This is a genomic window from Nesterenkonia sedimenti (genome assembly GCF_012641515.1).
In the GTDB taxonomy this organism is placed as follows: Bacteria; Actinomycetota; Actinomycetes; order Actinomycetales; family Micrococcaceae; genus Nesterenkonia; species Nesterenkonia sedimenti.
In genome coordinates, this window is sequence record NZ_JABAHY010000002.1 from 63,877 (window position 1) to 81,284 (window position 17,408).

At 64.6% G+C, this 17,408-nt stretch carries 12 protein-coding genes; 9 read left to right on the forward strand and 3 right to left on the reverse strand.

Going from position 1 to position 17,408, the window contains the following annotated elements:
• Positions 1–172 precede the first annotated feature (172 nt).
• Together HGQ17_RS03240 and HGQ17_RS03245 are read right to left on the reverse strand one after the other, a co-directional pair.
• The gene (locus HGQ17_RS03240; protein WP_168886533.1) at positions 173–574 is read right to left on the reverse strand and encodes a hypothetical protein; all 402 of its coding nucleotides are present in this window, start codon (positions 572–574) and stop codon (positions 173–175) included.
• On the reverse strand, positions 571–2,046 hold the full coding sequence (locus tag HGQ17_RS03245; protein WP_168886534.1) for a PspC domain-containing protein: 1,476 nt from the start codon (positions 2,044–2,046) through the stop codon (positions 571–573). Before HGQ17_RS03245 ends, HGQ17_RS03240 begins: the two co-directional genes overlap by 4 nt.
• 127 nt (positions 2,047–2,173) lie before the next feature.
• Here HGQ17_RS03245 and HGQ17_RS03250 point away from each other — a divergent pair, with 127 nt between their 5' ends.
• Together HGQ17_RS03250 and HGQ17_RS03255 are read left to right on the forward strand one after the other, a co-directional pair.
• Positions 2,174–3,571 (forward strand): ATP-binding protein, encoded by a 1,398-nt coding sequence (locus HGQ17_RS03250; protein WP_168886535.1) that lies wholly within the window; start codon positions 2,174–2,176, stop codon positions 3,569–3,571.
• A gap of 85 nt (positions 3,572–3,656) precedes the next feature.
• Entirely contained in the window at positions 3,657–4,343 is a 687-nt protein-coding gene (locus HGQ17_RS03255) for a LuxR C-terminal-related transcriptional regulator (protein ID WP_168886536.1), read from the forward strand.
• 23 nt (positions 4,344–4,366) lie between these two features.
• Here the strand turns inward: HGQ17_RS03255 and HGQ17_RS03260 are convergent, their stop codons facing one another.
• On the reverse strand, positions 4,367–5,425 hold the full coding sequence (locus tag HGQ17_RS03260) for a LacI family DNA-binding transcriptional regulator (RefSeq protein WP_168886537.1): 1,059 nt from the start codon (positions 5,423–5,425) through the stop codon (positions 4,367–4,369).
• Positions 5,426–5,660: 235 nt separating this feature from the next.
• Between HGQ17_RS03260 and HGQ17_RS03265 the strand changes: the two genes are divergently transcribed.
• The 7 genes from HGQ17_RS03265 to HGQ17_RS03295 all read left to right on the forward strand — a co-directional run bounded on the left by HGQ17_RS03265 (position 5,661) and on the right by HGQ17_RS03295 (position 17,392).
• A complete protein-coding gene (locus HGQ17_RS03265; protein WP_168886538.1) occupies positions 5,661–7,307 on the forward strand; it encodes an HAD family hydrolase in 1,647 nt (548 codons plus the stop codon).
• Positions 7,308–7,488: 181 nt separating this feature from the next.
• Positions 7,489–9,612, forward strand: coding sequence for an ABC transporter substrate-binding protein (locus HGQ17_RS03270; protein ID WP_168886539.1), 2,124 nt, complete (start codon positions 7,489–7,491; stop codon positions 9,610–9,612).
• A gap of 7 nt (positions 9,613–9,619) precedes the next feature.
• Entirely contained in the window at positions 9,620–10,624 is a 1,005-nt protein-coding gene (locus HGQ17_RS03275) for an ABC transporter permease (RefSeq protein ID WP_168886540.1), read from the forward strand.
• Complete coding sequence (locus HGQ17_RS03280; protein WP_168886541.1) at positions 10,621–11,799, forward strand: ABC transporter permease; 1,179 nt, start codon at positions 10,621–10,623, stop codon at positions 11,797–11,799. The genes HGQ17_RS03275 and HGQ17_RS03280 overlap by 4 nt, the downstream gene beginning before the upstream one ends.
• 55 nt (positions 11,800–11,854) lie before the next feature.
• Positions 11,855–13,819 (forward strand): ABC transporter ATP-binding protein, encoded by a 1,965-nt coding sequence (locus HGQ17_RS03285; RefSeq protein ID WP_211090401.1) that lies wholly within the window; start codon positions 11,855–11,857, stop codon positions 13,817–13,819.
• A 41-nt stretch (positions 13,820–13,860) separates the two neighbouring features.
• A complete protein-coding gene (locus HGQ17_RS03290; protein ID WP_168886542.1) occupies positions 13,861–15,114 on the forward strand; it encodes an MFS transporter in 1,254 nt (417 codons plus the stop codon).
• 160 nt (positions 15,115–15,274) lie between these two features.
• On the forward strand, positions 15,275–17,392 hold the full coding sequence (locus tag HGQ17_RS03295) for an ABC transporter substrate-binding protein (protein WP_168886543.1): 2,118 nt from the start codon (positions 15,275–15,277) through the stop codon (positions 17,390–17,392).
• Positions 17,393–17,408: the final 16 nt, after the last annotated feature.

Genomic DNA, 17,408 nt, shown 5'->3' on the forward strand with positions numbered 1-17,408 from the left:
TGCGGCCTAAGCCGCACTTCACAGCTTCATATAGCTGAACAGAGAACCCCCGGAGATCACCACAGTGGTCCCGGGGGTTTTCTACGTTAAGCGGCGGCTCTGACCGCGACATGCTCACAGGGAACAGGGAGGAACTCTATGTCCTCCTGGAGCGCAACTGATCCCAGCAGGTTCAGATCCGGGCTCCGGGTCGTCGCAGTCCGGCAGTGATCAGGGCTAGACCCGCCAGTGAGCAGACCACAAGACCGACGATCAGCGGGTTGACCGAGAGATTGAAGACCACTGAGGCCACCACCCAGGCAGCCAACACCAAGCACACCAGGGCAAAGATCGCCGAGCCGATCCGCACGCCCTGGTCACTGCGAGCTGAGCTGGTCACCTCGGCACCAGTGCCGGAGCGAGTCTGCAGCCCGCCAGTGGTTTCCTGAACCTCTGCCCGTTCCCACCACCGGGGTTTACGCTCCGGTTCCTTCCAGGTGAAGTCGCGTTCACTCTGGGCCTTCAGGGATTCGGCCAGAAGGGCATCGACATCCTCAGGCTCCGGCACATAGTTGTGCTGATTCTTCCGGCTCATCGGGGGGCCTCCTCGTCTGCATGCTCTTCTGCATAGGTTGTCGCGTCGTAGATGGTGATATTGCCGAAGGCATTGGCAAAGTTCAGCTGAACTGCGCCCACCGCCTCTTCGGGGCCGCCGCCACGGGAGTTGCTGCTGATGCCCGAATCACTGTCCCACCAGTCCTGGGTTCGGATATTCACATTCGCCAGGAAGACATTGGGGTCGATATCGATATAGACCCCATCAGGGACGATCACCGTGGTGTTGCCGAAGGCGTTGTTGACCTCCGCGATCGCTGCATAATTACCGGTCTCATGGGGCATCTGCACATTGGCATCACTGAAATCCAGTGCGTCACTCTCACTGAATTCAAGGTCGCGCAGATCCACTGTGGTGTTCGCGAACGCATTGTTCACCGTGGGGGAGTCCGTGGTGTAGTTGCCGAAGACATGATGGGAGCTGTTCTGCCAGTTCTGCATGGGGGAGGCAAAGACCAGCATCATCAACACGGTGAACAAGGCCAGCAGCCCGCCCCGCCCCTTCTTCCCACGAAGGGCCGAGAACAGGTGCATCAGACTCAATAGGGTCACCACTGCGGCAAGACCGAGCAGCACTGCGGTCTGGACAGCCAGACCATTGGCTGCGGCAAACCACACTGCACCAGCGATCAGCGGAACCGCCAGCAGTAGCAAACCGAAGCTGACCATCCGACGACGACGCCGCTCCTCACGTGCCCGCGAATCCTCCTTGGGCTTCTGCTTCTTCGGCTCCTCATGGGTCTTCAGCCCGCCCTCGGGCATGGGCCTAGTGTGGTCACTCCCTGCGGCATAGCCGGTGGAGGGTGCCTGCGCCGTGGCAGCAGACTCCGGAGCCGGCCGTGGGGGTGGGCCCTCTTTGGGGTACCAGGCGGGAACACCGCGATCCCGCTGTCCCTTGGAGGAATCGGAATCCTTCTGGGAGTCCTCTTCTGAGCTACCGGCTGCCGAGGTGCCCCCGGAGGGGGAGTGGTTAGAGCGCGTACCGCCCTGCTGTTGGTTCTGACGATAGTTGCAGACCAGCAGCCACAGCGCCCAGGCTGCGACACCGATAATCGCCAGGTTCAGCAACACAGCGAAGGGTCCGGCGATATTCGGAGTGAAGACATTGACCGCACCGATGAAGCTCAGCGCCGCAGCACCCCAGAAGCCACTGGTGTACTCTCCGCGCAGTGCCTGCTGGGCGTGAATCCTCCCTCGGGGATCCGGCAGGAACAGCCAGGCCACACCATAGAACAGGGCCATCGGGGAGAAGAACGGCAGGAAGGCCACCACACCCAGTCCGCGGACCAGGACCGCGTCCCAGCCCAGCTTGGCGGCCGCCGCGGCAAAGACGCCACCGGCCCAGGCGCCGTCGGGCCGGTAGATCCCGGTGGAGCGCACCCAATCGAAAATCTGTTGACCAGCTTCCCGGGGCTCTCCGGCACCAGACTGGTTCTGATCTGCATTGCTCATGCCTCTATCGTCCTCCGCGCAGGTTCCCCACCGCTATGCGGGGATGCCCTGATCCGACCCTGAGTCTGGCCCTGAAAGACCCGAAGCCCCTGCTGAGCCGGGGTCAGGGCGTGGCACTATGGAGGCTATGGAGACCAGTACCCCGACCGGGCAGCGCAGCCGGCCAGGCCCTGACCGGCCGCCGCTGCGCCGCGCGCCCGGCACCCCCATCGCCGGGGTGAGCCTCGGGGTGGCTCGGCACCTGGGCTTCCCGGTTCCTCTGGTGCGGGTGGCCTTTATCGTGCTGACCATCACCGGTGGGGCGGGCCTGCTGCTGTACTGCTGGCTCTGGGTCTTCGTCCCCTCAGAACAGGAACCGGTCCCCGATGCCGCCCGCCGCGGACTCAGCGGCCCGGCAGTCCAAGAACCAGAGAGCACCGCCCACCACGGCACTTCCGCTGAGAGTGAGAACCCCGAAGCCGCAACAAGCGCCGCTGCAGGGCGAGTACAGCGTGGACTGGACTCGCTGACCTCCTCCCCGGAGGTCCTGGTCGGCTTCCTTCTCCTGGGTGTCGGTGCACTGATGTTCGGTCAGCTGGTGGGTCTGGGCGTCAACTGGCGAGTCGTCGTCGTTCCGGCGATCATCCTCGGCGGCATCATCCTGGCCTGGTCCCAGATCGATAAGACCCACCCCGACCGCAGCCATACTGACCGCGGCCAGCCCCCTGGGACTGCCGCCCGCAGGAATGCCCTCTGGCAGGTGGGCTTCGGGGCCGCCCTGGTGCTCTCAGCGATGCTGATCGTCGCCGGCGGAATGGTCGGCACCGGTGAGCTGATCACCGGAATCATCGTGGCCGCGATGCTCATCGCCGGACTGGCCCTGGTGCTGGCCCCCTGGGTGATCAAGCTCTACCGCACCTCCCAGACCGAGCGGGCCCGTGCCGCCGCAGAGGCAGAACGTGCCGATATCGCCGCCCATCTGCATGACTCCGTGCTGCAGACCCTGGCGATGATCCAGAAGCAGAAGAACGATCCCGCCGCCGTGGAACGCCTAGCCCGCAGCCAGGAGCGGCAGCTGCGCTCCTGGCTCTACCGGCAGAACGCCGCGGCCAGTGGGACCCTGAAAGACCAAATCATGGCGGTGGCCGCCGAACTGGAGGAGATGCACTCAGTGCCGGTGGAGGTCGTCGCCGTGGGGGAGTCCCGCGGCACTGACCACCAGCCCCTGGTGGCCGCAGCCCGCGAAGCCATTCTCAACGCCATCAAGCACGCCGGACCCACCTCGGTCTACATCGAATCCACCGCCGCCGAGGATGCCGTCTTCATCCGCGACCGCGGCCCCGGATTCGACCTCGACGGCATCGCCGAGGACCGGATGGGACTGCGCGAATCCATTATCGGCAGAATGCAGCGAGCCGGCGGCAGTGCTCGCATCCGCTCCAACACCAACGGCACAGAGGTCCAACTCTTCCTCCCGGTGGAAGGACCCTCTACCCAGGAGACTCCCGGAGCGAAATCCGCCCCATCTCCACACCAGAGCCCATAATTCCCAGCCATATTTCGTCTTCCCCGTGATATTTCGCCAGGAAACGGCAAAATCACTGGGGAGCCACGTGAAGGAGATCAGAAGCATGAGCGAAGCCCAGGCCTCCGGGGCCCAGCAGCGCAGTCCGCGCCGAGTGGTGATCGTCGATGACCACGGCATCTTCCGTTCCGGACTCAAGGCCGAGCTCGGCGACTGTGTAGAGGTCATCGGCGAGGCCGCCACAGTAGATGAGGCCGCCGAGGTCATCCGGAAGACCAAACCTGAGGTTGTGCTGCTGGATGTCCACTTACCCGGCGGCACCGGAGGCGGCGGTGCTGAGGTGGTCAAACTCTGCCGCGACCTCCTGGAGGAGGTCCGGTTCCTGGCCATCAGCGTCTCCGATGACGCCACCGATGTGGTCTCGGTGATCCGCTCCGGGGCTCGTGGCTATGTCACCAAAACCATCAGCACTGAGGAGCTGGTCAGCGCCATCGATGCTGTGGCAGCCGGCGACGCCGTCTTCTCACCACGGCTGGCCGGTTTCGTCCTCGATGCCTTCGGCACCTCGGGGCTGGCCGAGGAGGTCCGCGATGAGGAACTCGACCGGCTCTCCGCACGTGAGGTGGAGGTGATGCGGCTGATCGCCCGTGGCTATACCTACCGGGAGATCGCCTCCGAACTGTTCCTCTCCATCAAGACTGTGGAGACACATGTCTCCAAGGTGTTGCGCAAACTTCAGCTCTCCAGCCGCCACGAACTGACCCGCTGGGCCGAACAGCGCCGCATCGTCTGACCCCACCGGCGGGAGCGGGCGCCTCAGCTGCGCGGCGGGGCAGTGGATTCCCGCACCACCAGATTCGGGGCGATGGTCACATGCTTATCCTCAGTGCGGCCGGTGATGCGCTCGCTGAGCATCTCCAGGGCCATCTGCCCCATCCGCGACCGCGGCTGATCCACACTGGTCAGCTGAGGCCGCAGCATCCGGCAGACACTTGAATTGTCATAGCCGACAATGCTCAGCTGCTCCGGCAGCCGCAGCCCCGCATCCAGGCTCGCGCCCACCAGATCCGCGGCCACCCGGTCGTTCTGGGTGAATACCGCAGTCGGCGCACCCTTCTCCTCCTGAATCTGGAAGACCAGATAACGGATCGCGGCCTCCAACTGTTCGGGCCCCTCCACCTGCGGATCCACCCCGGGCAGCAGCCTGCGCATCAGCTCACTGAAGGCCCCGCGCCGGTGCATTGCCGCAGGCCGGGCAGAGCCGGTCAGATGCGCAATCCGGGTATGCCCCAGCTCAATGAGATGCTCCACCGCCTGGCGTGCCCCGATCTCATCCCGGTTGGCTACGGTATCGATCCCTGAGACCGGCTCCGGAAGACGCCCGACGACGACAACCGGCACCCGTTTGCCGATCTTCTCCAAATACTGCGGCGGCACCCAGGAGGAGACGATCACAACGCCCTCAACCCCCAGGGCCAGCAGCGAATCCAACTCCGCCTGCAGCCGTTTGGCGTCCCTGCGGCCATGACCGATCACCAGGCGCAGATCGTTCTCCACCGCGGCGTCCTCCACCCCGGCGGTGACATCCCGGTGGTAGCTGTTGCCCAGATCCTGCAGCAGAATCCCGATCAGCCCGGTGCGTCCCTGCACCAGGGAACGAGCCCAGACATTCGAGCGGTATCCCAGCTCCTGGGCGATATTGAGGATATGCTCCCGGGTCGCCTCGGAGACCCCACGCTGATTCCGGATGGCCAGCGAGACAGCAGATTTGGAGACCCCCGCGGCCTCAGCGACATCGTGAATCGTCGGTTTCCGGCCTGCACGCCGGCCCCGTCCCGGCAGCAGGGTCTCGGTGCCAGCAGGGGAGTGGGTCATCGCCGTGAAGTCCTATCCGTGCTCATAAAAGGTGAGTGATCATGGAGTGCGCAAAGCACAGATTATGCGGCGAAGATGGCAGAAAACGGCCTAACTGGTGCGTTCCAGCACATTGTTGTGGAACGTTCCACAACTGTTTACCTCGCGGCCTCCAACGTGTCACCGGCTGTTCGTACTTTCGGCTGTATTGATTGAAGTAAACCGTTCCAGCTGAAAGGCCCCTATGACATCCGCTGTGCCCGCAACAATTGCCACCGCCACCACCGGTTTGGACCGGGCACCGAAAGGCCTCCTGCTGGATTTCGGTGGGGTCATCATCCTCACCCAGAAGCGTCCCGAGGGGAGGGCGGAGTTCGCCGCGAAGCTGCAGGCCCGCCTGCAGAATGCCGGAATCGAGATCGACGCCGAGGTCCTGGAAGGCTGCCTGGCCGCAGGGGCCACTGCCCTCAAGCACTGGAAGCACGCCTCCTCCCGCCGCCGCCTGCCCCGGGAGCTGACTGTGGAGGAGATCCTCGGGGAGTTCTACTTCGGTGACCTCCCCGAACCGGCGCGGCTGATGCTCACCACCGACGGCGCCGAGCTGCTCGATGAGATGTCCACCGCCCTGACCGACCACAACATTCGCCCCGGGGCCCGCGAGCTCATCGACTACGCCCAGGCCCACGGCATCGCCCTCGGGGTGGTCTCCAATGCCCACTCCGGACGGGCCCACCGCCGGATCCTCACCGAACTGGGTATCCATGACGCCTTCGGGGTCCAGATCTACTCCGATGAGGCCGGAATCCGTAAACCCCACCCCCAGATGCTCGGCCGGGCCGCCGCCGCCCTGGGTGTGGACCTGGCTGACTGCTGGTACGTCGGTGACACGATGGACCGCGATCTGGTGGCCGGCCGCCGCTCCGAGGTCGGAGCGGTAGTGCTCACCCGTTCCCAGCACACCCACGAACCACCCTTCCCCATCAATGATGAGCCAGAAGCCGTGGTGGAGGACCCCGCTGAGCTGCTGACCCTGCTCCAAGAGGTCACCGAAAAGACCGACGACGGCGCCCCCGGCCAGCCGCAGAGCAATGGAACCACCTCCGCCGGCACCGGCCAGGGGGTCAGGGTCCACCTGCCCTCCGGGCTGCGCAATAAGGTCATCCTGCTCGACCACGGGGGAGTGGTCTCCCACAGCACCAAACCGGCACAGCCCTTCGCCGCAGCCGGCCAGCAGCTGGAGACCGTGCTGACCAAAGCCGGCTGCCCGGTCACAGCAGGCCGTGGTCTGGAGATCATCCTCGCCGCCCATGAGCAGTACAAACAGCACAAAACCGAGGTGGACGAGAACGAGGCCTACCGGGAGATCACCGCTCGGCAGTATTGGGGGGAGTTCACCGCCGCCGCGGAGATCACCGAACAGCAGCGCCAAGCCCTGCTGGCCGAAGCAGACCAGCTCCAGCTGGCCCTCTACCACGCCAAATCAGAGAAAACCGAGCGCGAAGGGATCCGGCAACTGCTGGAACACTGCAGTGAAACTGGCCGCCGCGTCGTCGTGGTCTCGAACACCATCTGCGGCACTGGGGTGCGCAGCATCATCCGCGGCTACGGGCTCGGCGAGCATATTGCCGGCTGGGTCTGCTCCGATGAATACGGGCTGAAGAAACCCCACCCGCAGATCTTCGAATACGCCCTGGCCATGGCCGGTGCAGCACCCGAGGAGGCCGTGATGATCGGGGATAAACCCTTCAACGATGCCTTCGGTGCCGCCCAACTGGGCATCGGCCGGCGGATCATCACCCGGGGTGGATCCGGCACCGATGAGGAGATCCGCCACGGTCAGAACCAGGGCTGGATCACCGATGTGGTCGAAACCCCAGGTCAGATCCCGGACCTGCTGATCTGACCCGATTCGGCCGGTGCTGGACCGTTCCAGTCAAAAACCGGCCAATCTTCCCTCAGAGGCTTCCTGCAGTTCACTCAACGATCACTCCCCGTCCATAACCTCGCAGATGGAACGGTCCACCAGCGGGTTCATCCCGGCAGACCGACCCACACCCCGAGCACACAGAAGAGGCATCACACCCATGCGATACGCAGCCAAGACCACACCCGCCCGGGCGACTGCGGCACTGAGCATCGCCGCATTGGCACTGACCGCCTGCTCAGGCGGCAGCGCCCCAGACTCCGAGACCGCACAGGCCAGCACCGCAGATGCTGTGGACACCGGCATGACCACCGGGGCACCCGCGCTCAGCGAGGAACGCACCGCACCGGCCGGCCAGGCCCCAGAACTGGAGGAGCAGGTCGAGGCCGGGGAACTGCCCCCGCTGGAAGAGCGGATGCCTGCCGAAGCCGTGACCATCATCGGTAAGGACGGGGTCGGCCAGTACGGCGGGGAACTGCAGCTGGCCATGAACGGCAACGACGACGACTCCACCATCCGCCGCTACGCCGCCTATGAACCCCTGGTCCGCTGGGATGCCGACTGGTCCGATGAACTCACCCCCGGTGTCGCCCATGACTGGGAGGTCTCCGAGGACGCCACCAGCTTCACTTTCCACCTCGAAGAAGGCATCCGCTGGTCCGACGGCGAACCCTTCACCACTGATGACATCGTCTTCGCCTATGAGGATGTGCTCTCCAATGAGGAACTGACCCCCGGCGGACCCACCGACTACCTCACCGACCCCGAGGGCAACTTCCCCGAACTCAACGTCATCGACGACTACACCATCGAGCTGCAGTTCGAGGTCCCCCACGGGCTGTTCCTGATGAACCTCGCCCGGGCCGAGGAGGACGGCAAATTCCACCGATTCCCCCGGCACTACCTCGAGCAGTACCACATCGACTACAACCCCGATGCCGAGCAGCTCGCCGAAGAGGAGGGGTACGAGGACTGGGCCGATATGTTCACCTCCAAGGGATGGGTGACCCTCGGCACCGGCTTCGACTCCCGGTGGATGAACCCCGATCTGCCCCAGCTGAACCCCTACATCATCGAAACCCCGGCCTATGAGGGCAACCGGATCACCCTGACCCGCAACCCCTACTACTGGAAGGTCGACGAAGACGGCAACCAGCTGCCCTATACCGACCGGCTGGTCTTCGACGTCTTCGACTCCCAGGAAGTCATCGCCTTCCGTGCCGCCGGCGGCAATATCTCCTACCAGGAGCGGCACTTCGACCACGACTTCCGGCCCCTGCTGGCCGAATCCCAGGAGGAACACGGCTACACCCTGGTCGATGTCATCTCCACCGATATGAACACCATCGTCTTCGGGTTCAACCACCACCACGAGGATGACAACCTCCGCGAAGTCTTCAACGATGTGAACTTCAAAGCAGGCCTCTCCCACGCGCTGAACCGCGAGGAGATCATCGAACTGATCTACTTCGGCCAAGGCGAGCCCTCCCAGGTCAGCCCCCGCGAGGAATCGGCCTACCACCACGAGGAACTGGCCAACCAGTACCTGGACTACGACGTCGACCTCGCCAATGAGTACCTCGACGAGGTACTGCCCGAGACCGACTCCGAGGGCAACCGGCTCGGCCCCGACGGGGAACCCTTCACCTTCAGCGTGGATGTGGCCACCGACCGTTCGGTGGAACATGTCGATGCCATGCAGTTCGTCCAGCAGTACTGGGACGAGGTAGGCATCACCATGGAGATCAACTCCATGGACCGCGACCTGCGCAATGAGCGCCGCGACTCCGGAGACTTCGATGTGATCGTCCGCGACGGTTCAGCCGGCCTGCAGGACGCCATCCTGCGGCCGCGCTGGTACATGCCCGAGGGCACCAGCTCCACCTTCGCGCCCCTGTGGGGCGAGTACTGGGAGGACGCCGAGGACGGAATCGAGCCCCCGGAGGACCACCCGGTTTGGGAACAGTGGGAACTCTACGACGAGATCCTGGTCGAGGCCGATCCCGAACGGCAGGCCGAACTCTTCGAGGAGATCCTGGACATCTCCGCCGAAACCTTCTGGGCCATCGGCGTCTCCACCAGCCCCAACCGTGCCGGGGTCAAGGCCGAAGGCCTCATGAACGCCCCCGACACCCTCTACGAGGCCTCAGCCTTCCAGAACCCCGGACCCGCCTACCCCGCCGTCTGGTGGTGGGAGGACCCCGAGGGCGCGGTGGCCGACGACGAGGACTCCACCCAGCAGGACATCGACCAGTACGAAGGCGAAGAACTGCCGGAGGACTAGCCTCTAGATGATCCAGTACACCCTACGCAGACTCGGCTGGTCGCTGCTGACCATCTGGCTGATCTCCATCGTCTGCTTCTTCATCATCCAGGCCCCGCCCGGGGACTTCGTCTCGGTGCTGATGGCCCAGGCAGAGGAGGACGGACGCCGGCTCTCAGCAGCCCAGATCGAGGTCCTGCGCGAACGCTACGCCCTGGACCAACCCTGGTACGCCCAATACTGGGCGTGGATGTCCGGGATCATCACCCAGGGCGACTTCGGCTACTCCTTCCGGTGGAACCGCCCAGCCACCGAGGTGATCATGGAGTACCTGCCCTTCACCCTGCTGCTGGCCGGCGGATCCATGTTCCTGACCTGGATCATCGCCTTCGCCATCGGTATCTACACTGCGGTGAAGCGCTACTCCATCGGCGACTACTTCTTCACCTTCCTGGGGTTCATCGGCCTCTCAGTACCGAACTTTGTGCTGGCCCTAGTGTTCATGTACATCGCCTTCGCCCACTTCGGCATGACCGTAGGGGGACTCTTCTCCCCGGAGTATGTGGAGGCCGACTGGTCAGTGGCAAGGGTCATGGATCTGCTGCAGAACCTCGCGATCCCGGCACTGATCATCGCCACCGCCGGCACCGCCGGGCTGATCCGCATCACCCGGGCCAATCTCTCCGATGAGCTGGTCCAGCCCTATGTGGTCGCCGCCCGGGCCCGCGGCCAGAAGGAGAACGTGCTGCTGATGCGCTATCCGGTCCGGGCAGCGATGAACCCGTTCATCTCCACCATCGGCTACGCCATCCCCTCAGTGATCTCCGGGGAGGTCATCGTCTCCTCGGTGCTCTCCCTGCCCACCACGGGACCGGTGCTGCTGGGAGCACTGCGGAACCAGGACATGTATCTGGCCGGCAGCTTCCTGCTGATCCTGGGAGTGCTCACCGTGGTCGGCACAGTGATCTCGGATCTGATCCTCGCCTGGGCGGATCCCCGGGTCCGACGCCAACACTCAGGAGCCGCCCAGTGATTTCCAAACTGCCCCTGATCGGTCGGAAGCACCGCAGCAGGAACACCCCGGAAACCGATGCCGCAGTGGATGAGGCCTCGGCTCAGCGCTCCTCGGTCTCACTGACTTGGCGGCGCTTCAAACGCCATAAGCTGGCCCTGGTCTCACTGTGGATCGTCATCGGGGTCTATCTCATCGCGATCTTCGCTGATCTCATCGCACCCCGGCCCGCAGGGGACTACAATGCCGACTACCCCCTGCTGCCACCGCAGTCGATGACCCTGACCGATCCCGGGGACGGCCGCGGCTTCGGGCTCTATGTCCACGGCTACACCCAGGAGATCGACGAGGTCTCCTGGAACCGGTACTACACCGAGGACCCCGATGAGCTCCACCGCATCGAGTTCTTCGTCAACAGCGGACATGACTATGAGTTCCTGGGCCTGTTCACCACCGACCGGAAACTCTTTGCCCCCGCTGACCCCGATGCTCCCTTCTTCCTGATGGGCAGCGACTCCAATGGCCGCGATATCTTCTCCCGGGTCATCTACGGAACCCAAGTCTCGATGTCCATCGGGCTGATCGGCGTCGTGCTCTCTCTGGTCATAGGGATCGCCTTAGGTGCTGCGGCCGGGTTCTTCCGCGGGGTGGTGGATACGGTGATCCAACGCATCACCGAGCTGTTCATGTCCATCCCATCGATCCCGCTGTGGATGGCCCTGGCCGCAGCCATCCCCCGGGAGTGGGGCCCGTTGACCATCTACTTCGCGATCACCGTGCTGCTGTCCCTGATCGGCTGGACATCCCTGGCCCGAGAAGTCCGCGGCAGGGTGCTGACCCTGCGCAGTGAGGACTATGTGGTCGCCGCCAGACTCGACGGCGCCAGCCGGGTCAGGGTGATCCGAAGACATATCCTGCCCGGGCTGACCAGCCACATCATCGCCTCGGTGACCCTGGCGGTGCCGGCGATGATCCTGGCCGAGACCTCGCTGAGTTTCCTGGGGCTGGGTCTGCAGCCCCCGGTGGTCTCCTGGGGTGTGCTGCTGCAGGAGGCGCAGAACATCCGCAGTGTGATCACCGCGCCCTGGCTGCTGATCGTGCCCTCGACGGCAGTGGTCATCGCGACCCTGGCCCTGAACTTCCTCGGCGACGGACTCCGAGACGCCGCCGACCCCTACGGAGGTGCAACAAGATGAGCGAGCAGGGGACCCGACGCAGCCGCAGGATGCGGCGGGAAGCGAGCGAACGTAGATGACTGTTGTTGAAGAACGCACGATGACGACGGCGGGGCCCGAGCCGGCGCCCCTTCTGCAGGTCAGCGGACTGCGGGTGGAGTTCCCCACCGATGAGCGGCTAGTCACCGCGGTGGACGGTATCGACCTCAGCATCCGGCCCAATGAGGTGCACTGCCTGGTGGGTGAATCCGGTTCCGGGAAATCGCAGACCGCCCGGGCCGCCCTGGGGCTGCTGGACCCACCCGGACGGATTACTGATGGGCAGATCCGCTACCGGCTGGAGTCCGGACAAGAGCTGGATCTGGCCCAGCTGAAGGCCCGGGGCAAACAGATGCGGCATATCCGCGGCGGGGAGATCGGAATGATCTTCCAGGAGCCGGCGCGCTCGCTTTCACCGATGCACACCATCGGTTTCCAGATTGCCGAGGCCATGCGGCTGCACCGGGGCCTGTCCAAACCTGCCGCCTGGGAGGCCGCGGTGGAGGCGCTCAAGGAGGTCCGCATTCCCCGCCCCGAGCTGCGGGCGAAGGCCTATCCCTTTGAACTTTCCGGGGGTATGCGCCAGCGAGCGATGATCGCCATCGCCCTGGCCGGTCAGCCCCGGCTGCTGATCGCCGATGAGCCCACAACCGCCCTGGATGTCACCACCCAGGCCCAGATCCTGCGACTGCTGCGGCGGATCCAGGCCGAGCGGGATATGGCGATTCTGTTCATCACCCATGATCTCGGTGTGGTCGCCGATATGGCCGATGAGGTCTCGGTGATGCGCCGCGGGGAGATCGTTGAACGCCAGCCAGTGCACAGCCTCTTCGCCGCACCCCAGCATGAATACACCCGGATGCTGCTGGAGGCCACCCCCAAACTTCGCGAGGGCCGGCGGGCCGAGGCGTCGTCGTCGGCTCTCATCGATCAGGACAGCCAGGGCCATGGGCCGGCCGAGAAGACCAAACCCCTGGTGGAGGTCAAGGGACTGACCAAGACCTTCACCCTGAAATCCGGGGTATTGGGACGACGACGCCGGCATCTGCATGCGGTAGACGGTGTGGATCTGGAGATCCTGCCCGGGGAGACCCTGGGGCTGGTGGGGGAGTCAGGCTGTGGGAAGTCCACCCTGGCCAAATGTCTGCTGCGGGTGGAGAAACCCAGTGCCGGAAGCATCACCCACCGGTTGGGCAATGAGCAGAACCAGCAGGATAGGGCGGGTCAGGATGTCGCCACCGCCCCGGAGGCTGAGCTGCGCGGCTACCGGCAGCGGATGCGGATGGTCTTCCAGGACCCCTTCGGCTCCCTGAACCCGCGGATGACTGTCCACGACATTCTGGCCGAGCCGCTGCGCGGGGATGGCCCCGTGGCCCGTGAACGGCTGGTGGAACTGCTGGAACTGGTGGGATTGGAGCCAGAGCATCTGGACCGATACCCCCATGCCTTCTCCGGTGGGCAGCGCCAGCGCATCGGCATCGCCCGGGCCATTGCCACGGATCCAGCCGTGTTGCTGGCCGATGAGGCAGTCTCAGCGCTGGATGTCTCGGTGCGCTCGCAGATCCTGGATCTGCTGGGGGAGCTGCAGGACTCCCGCGGGCTGAGCTACCTCTTCATCTCCCATGACATGTCCACCGTGGAGCATCTGGCTGACCGCGTGGCGGTGATGTACCTCGGCAGGATGGTGGAGACCGCACCCACGGAGGCGCTCTTCGCCGACCCCAAACACCCCTATACCGAGACGCTGCTCTCTGCGGTGCCGATCGCCGATCCGGTCCGGCAGCGGGCCCGCGAGCGCATCGAGATCTCCGGGGAACTGCCCGATCCCACCGAGAAGCCCGAGGGATGCCCCTTCCGGAACCGCTGCCGGTTCGCCCAGGAGATCTGTGCCCTGGAGGCCCCCGAGCTGCGGGAGGTCCAAGATGCCGAGGGCAATCCCACCGGACGGCGCTCTGCCTGTCACTTCGCCGAGGAGCTCAACCTCATGGGAGTCCAGCGCTAGATTGATGGGCACGGCCTAAGCTGGGACCCAGGAGGCGGATAATGGCGGATTCAGGCAGGACTCAGCACCGCCGTACAGCCCCCACAGGTCAACGACTGTTCCCTATCCGGGCAGTGGTGCTCGGGGCGATGCTGCCGGCCTTCCTCTACGCCATGGGGATGGGTGCGGTACTGCCGATCCTGGCCTCCTTCTCCGTGGAACGAGGGGCCACTCTGGCGCTGGCCGCAGTGATTGTCGCCGCCGCCCAGATCGGGCAGATGCTGGCCTCCCTACCGGCAGGTGTCCTCGTGGCCCGGATCGGCGAGCGCCGCTCGATGATGATCGCCGGCGGGGCAGCGGCGGTGAGCTTCGCTGCCGCAGCCCTGCTTCCCTCCCTGATGACCCTGGCGGTTTCGATCTTCCTGGTCGGTGCTGCCGGGACGGTCTTTCAGCTGGCGAGGCATTCCTATCTGGCAGCGGTGACCCCGGCTGAACATCGGGCACGGGTGCTCTCCACCCTGGCGGGGGTGAACCGGATCGGCCGCTTCATCGGTCCCTTCCTGGGTGCGGCGGTGGCCTGGAGCGGGGATCTGCGCTGGGTGTTTCTGATTGCCGTGGTCACAGCAACCTCCGCGGCGATCACAGCGGGGCTGGCTCAGACTGAGGAGCAACAGCCCGAGGACGCCCAGGGGGCCGTAGGTAAGAAACCCTCGACCAGGGTTTTTCATGTGATCCGAGACCACCGCCGGGTCCTGGGGACACTGGGAGTGGCCGTGGCCCTGGTGGGGATGCTGCGCGGGGCCAAACGGCACATCATTCCCCTGTGGGGTGAGGCCATCGGCCTGGATCCGGCGATGATCGCGCTGATCTACGGGATCACCAATGGAATCGACATGCTGCTGTTCTACCCCGCTGGGAAGGTCATGGACCGGATGGGTCGGCTCTGGGTGGCGGTGCCTTCACTGACCGGACTGGGCATCGCCATGGCCCTGGTGCCCCTGACGGGTTCAGCTCTGACACTGGGTGCTGCGGGGGTCTTCCTGGGACTGGTCAACGGGATGGGCGCAGGGATCATGATGACCATCGCTGCCGACGTCGCACCTTCCTATGCCCGGCCCCAGTTCTTGAGTGCCTGGCGGCTGTTGTCCAATACCGGAAGTGCGGCGGGCCCCCTGCTGCTGGCCACCGCCGCGGCCGCCGGCTCCCTGGCAGTCGGCCTCTGGATTGCCGCGGCACTGGGTCCGGCTGCATCGGCAGCACTCTGCCGGTGGCTGCCCCAGTACTCCGACCACGCCAACCACCGCCGCCGCAGTTGAGGCGTCGTCGTCGTTCTGGAACGGTCCAGCAGAAATCGGCTGAAACTTATACGGCTGTCACACCAGAGTTCACCCACCGATAACTGCTGGTTTCTACGGTGAGCCTGGATAACCACTTGGGATATCACTCGAGTGAGACTCACCTGTGAGAGGGACAGCTATGCGAAATGCAGCGCGCAGCACCACAGTGTTCACCGTGGCCGCATTGGCGTTGACAGCCTGCGGAGGCGGATCCAGCCCGCAGGCCGCCGGGGACCAGCCAGGCAGCAACGGAGACCAGATCGACACCGGCCTGGAGACCGGTGCCCCAGCCATCAGCGATGAGCGCACCGCCCCCGCGGGTCAGGCCCCCGACCTGGAAGAACAGGTCGAATCAGGGGAACTGCCCCCACTGGAGGAACGCCTTCCCGAAGAGGCCGTCACCATCATCGGCGCCGACGGCCCCGGCCAATACGGCGGCGAGATGGCCTTCGCCATGGGTGGGGCCGATGATGACCGGTTCCTGCGCAGCTACGTCGGCTACGAACCCCTGGTGCGTTGGGATGCCGACTGGACCGATGAGCTCCAGCCCGGGGTGGCCCAGGACTGGGAGGTCAGCGAGGACGGAACCACCTTCACCTTCCACCTCGAAGAGGGCATCCGCTGGTCCGATGGCGAACCCTTCACCGCCGATGACCTCGTCTTCGGCTACGAGGACGTGCGCGCCAATGAGGAGATCGAACCAGCACCCAATGACATCCTGGTCGACGCCGAGGGCAACTTCCCCGAGATCACCGCCCTCGACGACTACACCGTGGAACTGGAGTTCTCCGTACCCAACGGACTCTTCCTGCTGGACCTCGCCCGCGGACGCGAGGATGTGGACTTCCACCGCTTCCCCCGGCACTACCTTGAGCAGTACCACATCGACTACAACCCCGATGCCGACCAGCTGGCCGAAGAAGAGGGCTACGACAACTGGGCCGAACTGTTCAACGCCAAGGGCAACACCACCCTCGGAGCCGAACACGACGCCCGCTGGATCAACTCCGAGCTGCCGGTGATCAACGCCTGGATCATCGAGACCCCCGCCTATGAGGGCACCCGGGCCACCGCAGTGCGTAACCCCTACTACTGGAAGGTCGACGAAGAGGGCAACCAGCTGCCCTATGTCGACCGGATGGTCTTCGACTTCATCGAAGGTCAGGAATCGGTGGCCTTCCGTGCCGCCGGCGGACACATTGCCCACCAGGAACGGCATATCGACCACGACTTCCGGCCCCTGCTGGCCGAATCCATGGAGGAGCACAACTTCTCCCTGCTGGACATCCGCTCCACCGATATGAACACCGCAGTGCTGATGTTCAACCACCACCACGAGGACGAGGACATGGCGGAGATCTTCTCCGACCACAACTTCAAAGCCGGCCTCAGCCACGCCCTGGACCGCGAAGAGCTCATTGAACTGATCTACTTCGGCCAAGGTGAACCCGCCCAGGTGGCCCCACAGGAAGACTCCCCGTACTACAACGAGCGCCTGGCCACCCAATACCTGGACTACGACGTCGACCTCGCCAATGAGATGCTCGACGAGGTGCTGCCTGAAACCGATGAGAACGGCATGCGCCTGGGCCCCGACGGTGAACCCTTCACCTTCGCCATGGATGTGGCCAGCGACCGCTCCGTTGAACATGTGGACCTCCTCCAACTAGTCCAGGGGTACTGGGAGGAGGTCGGGGTGACCATGGAGATCAACACTATGGACCGGGACCTGCGCAATGAGCTGCGCCAGGCCAATAACTACGACGCCCAGATGCGCGACGGTTCAGCGGGACTGCTCGATGCCATCCTGCGCCCCTACTGGTACATGCCCACTGACGAGGGCGAAGCAAGCTTCGCCCCACTATGGGCCGAGTGGTACTACACCGACGGAGAATCCGGTATCGAACCTCCCGAAGACCACCCAGTGCACCAGCAGTGGGAGCTCTACGACGAGATCATGATGGAACCCGATGCCGAACGTCAGGCCGAACTCTTCGACGAGGTCCTCGAACTCTCCGCCGACACCTTCTGGGCAATCGGGGTCTCCACCAGCCCCAACCGGGCCGGTGTGGTCCACAACGACCTCCGCAACGCCCCACATATCACCTATGAGGCCAGCCCCTTCATGAACCCCGGGCCGGCACATCCGGAGTCCTGGTGGTGGGAGACCCCCGAGGACCAGATTGTCGAGGAGGCCGACCAGGTTCAGGAGGATGCGGAGCAGGACGCAGAACGCGATCTGCCCACAGATGACTGAGACAAACTCCACACCA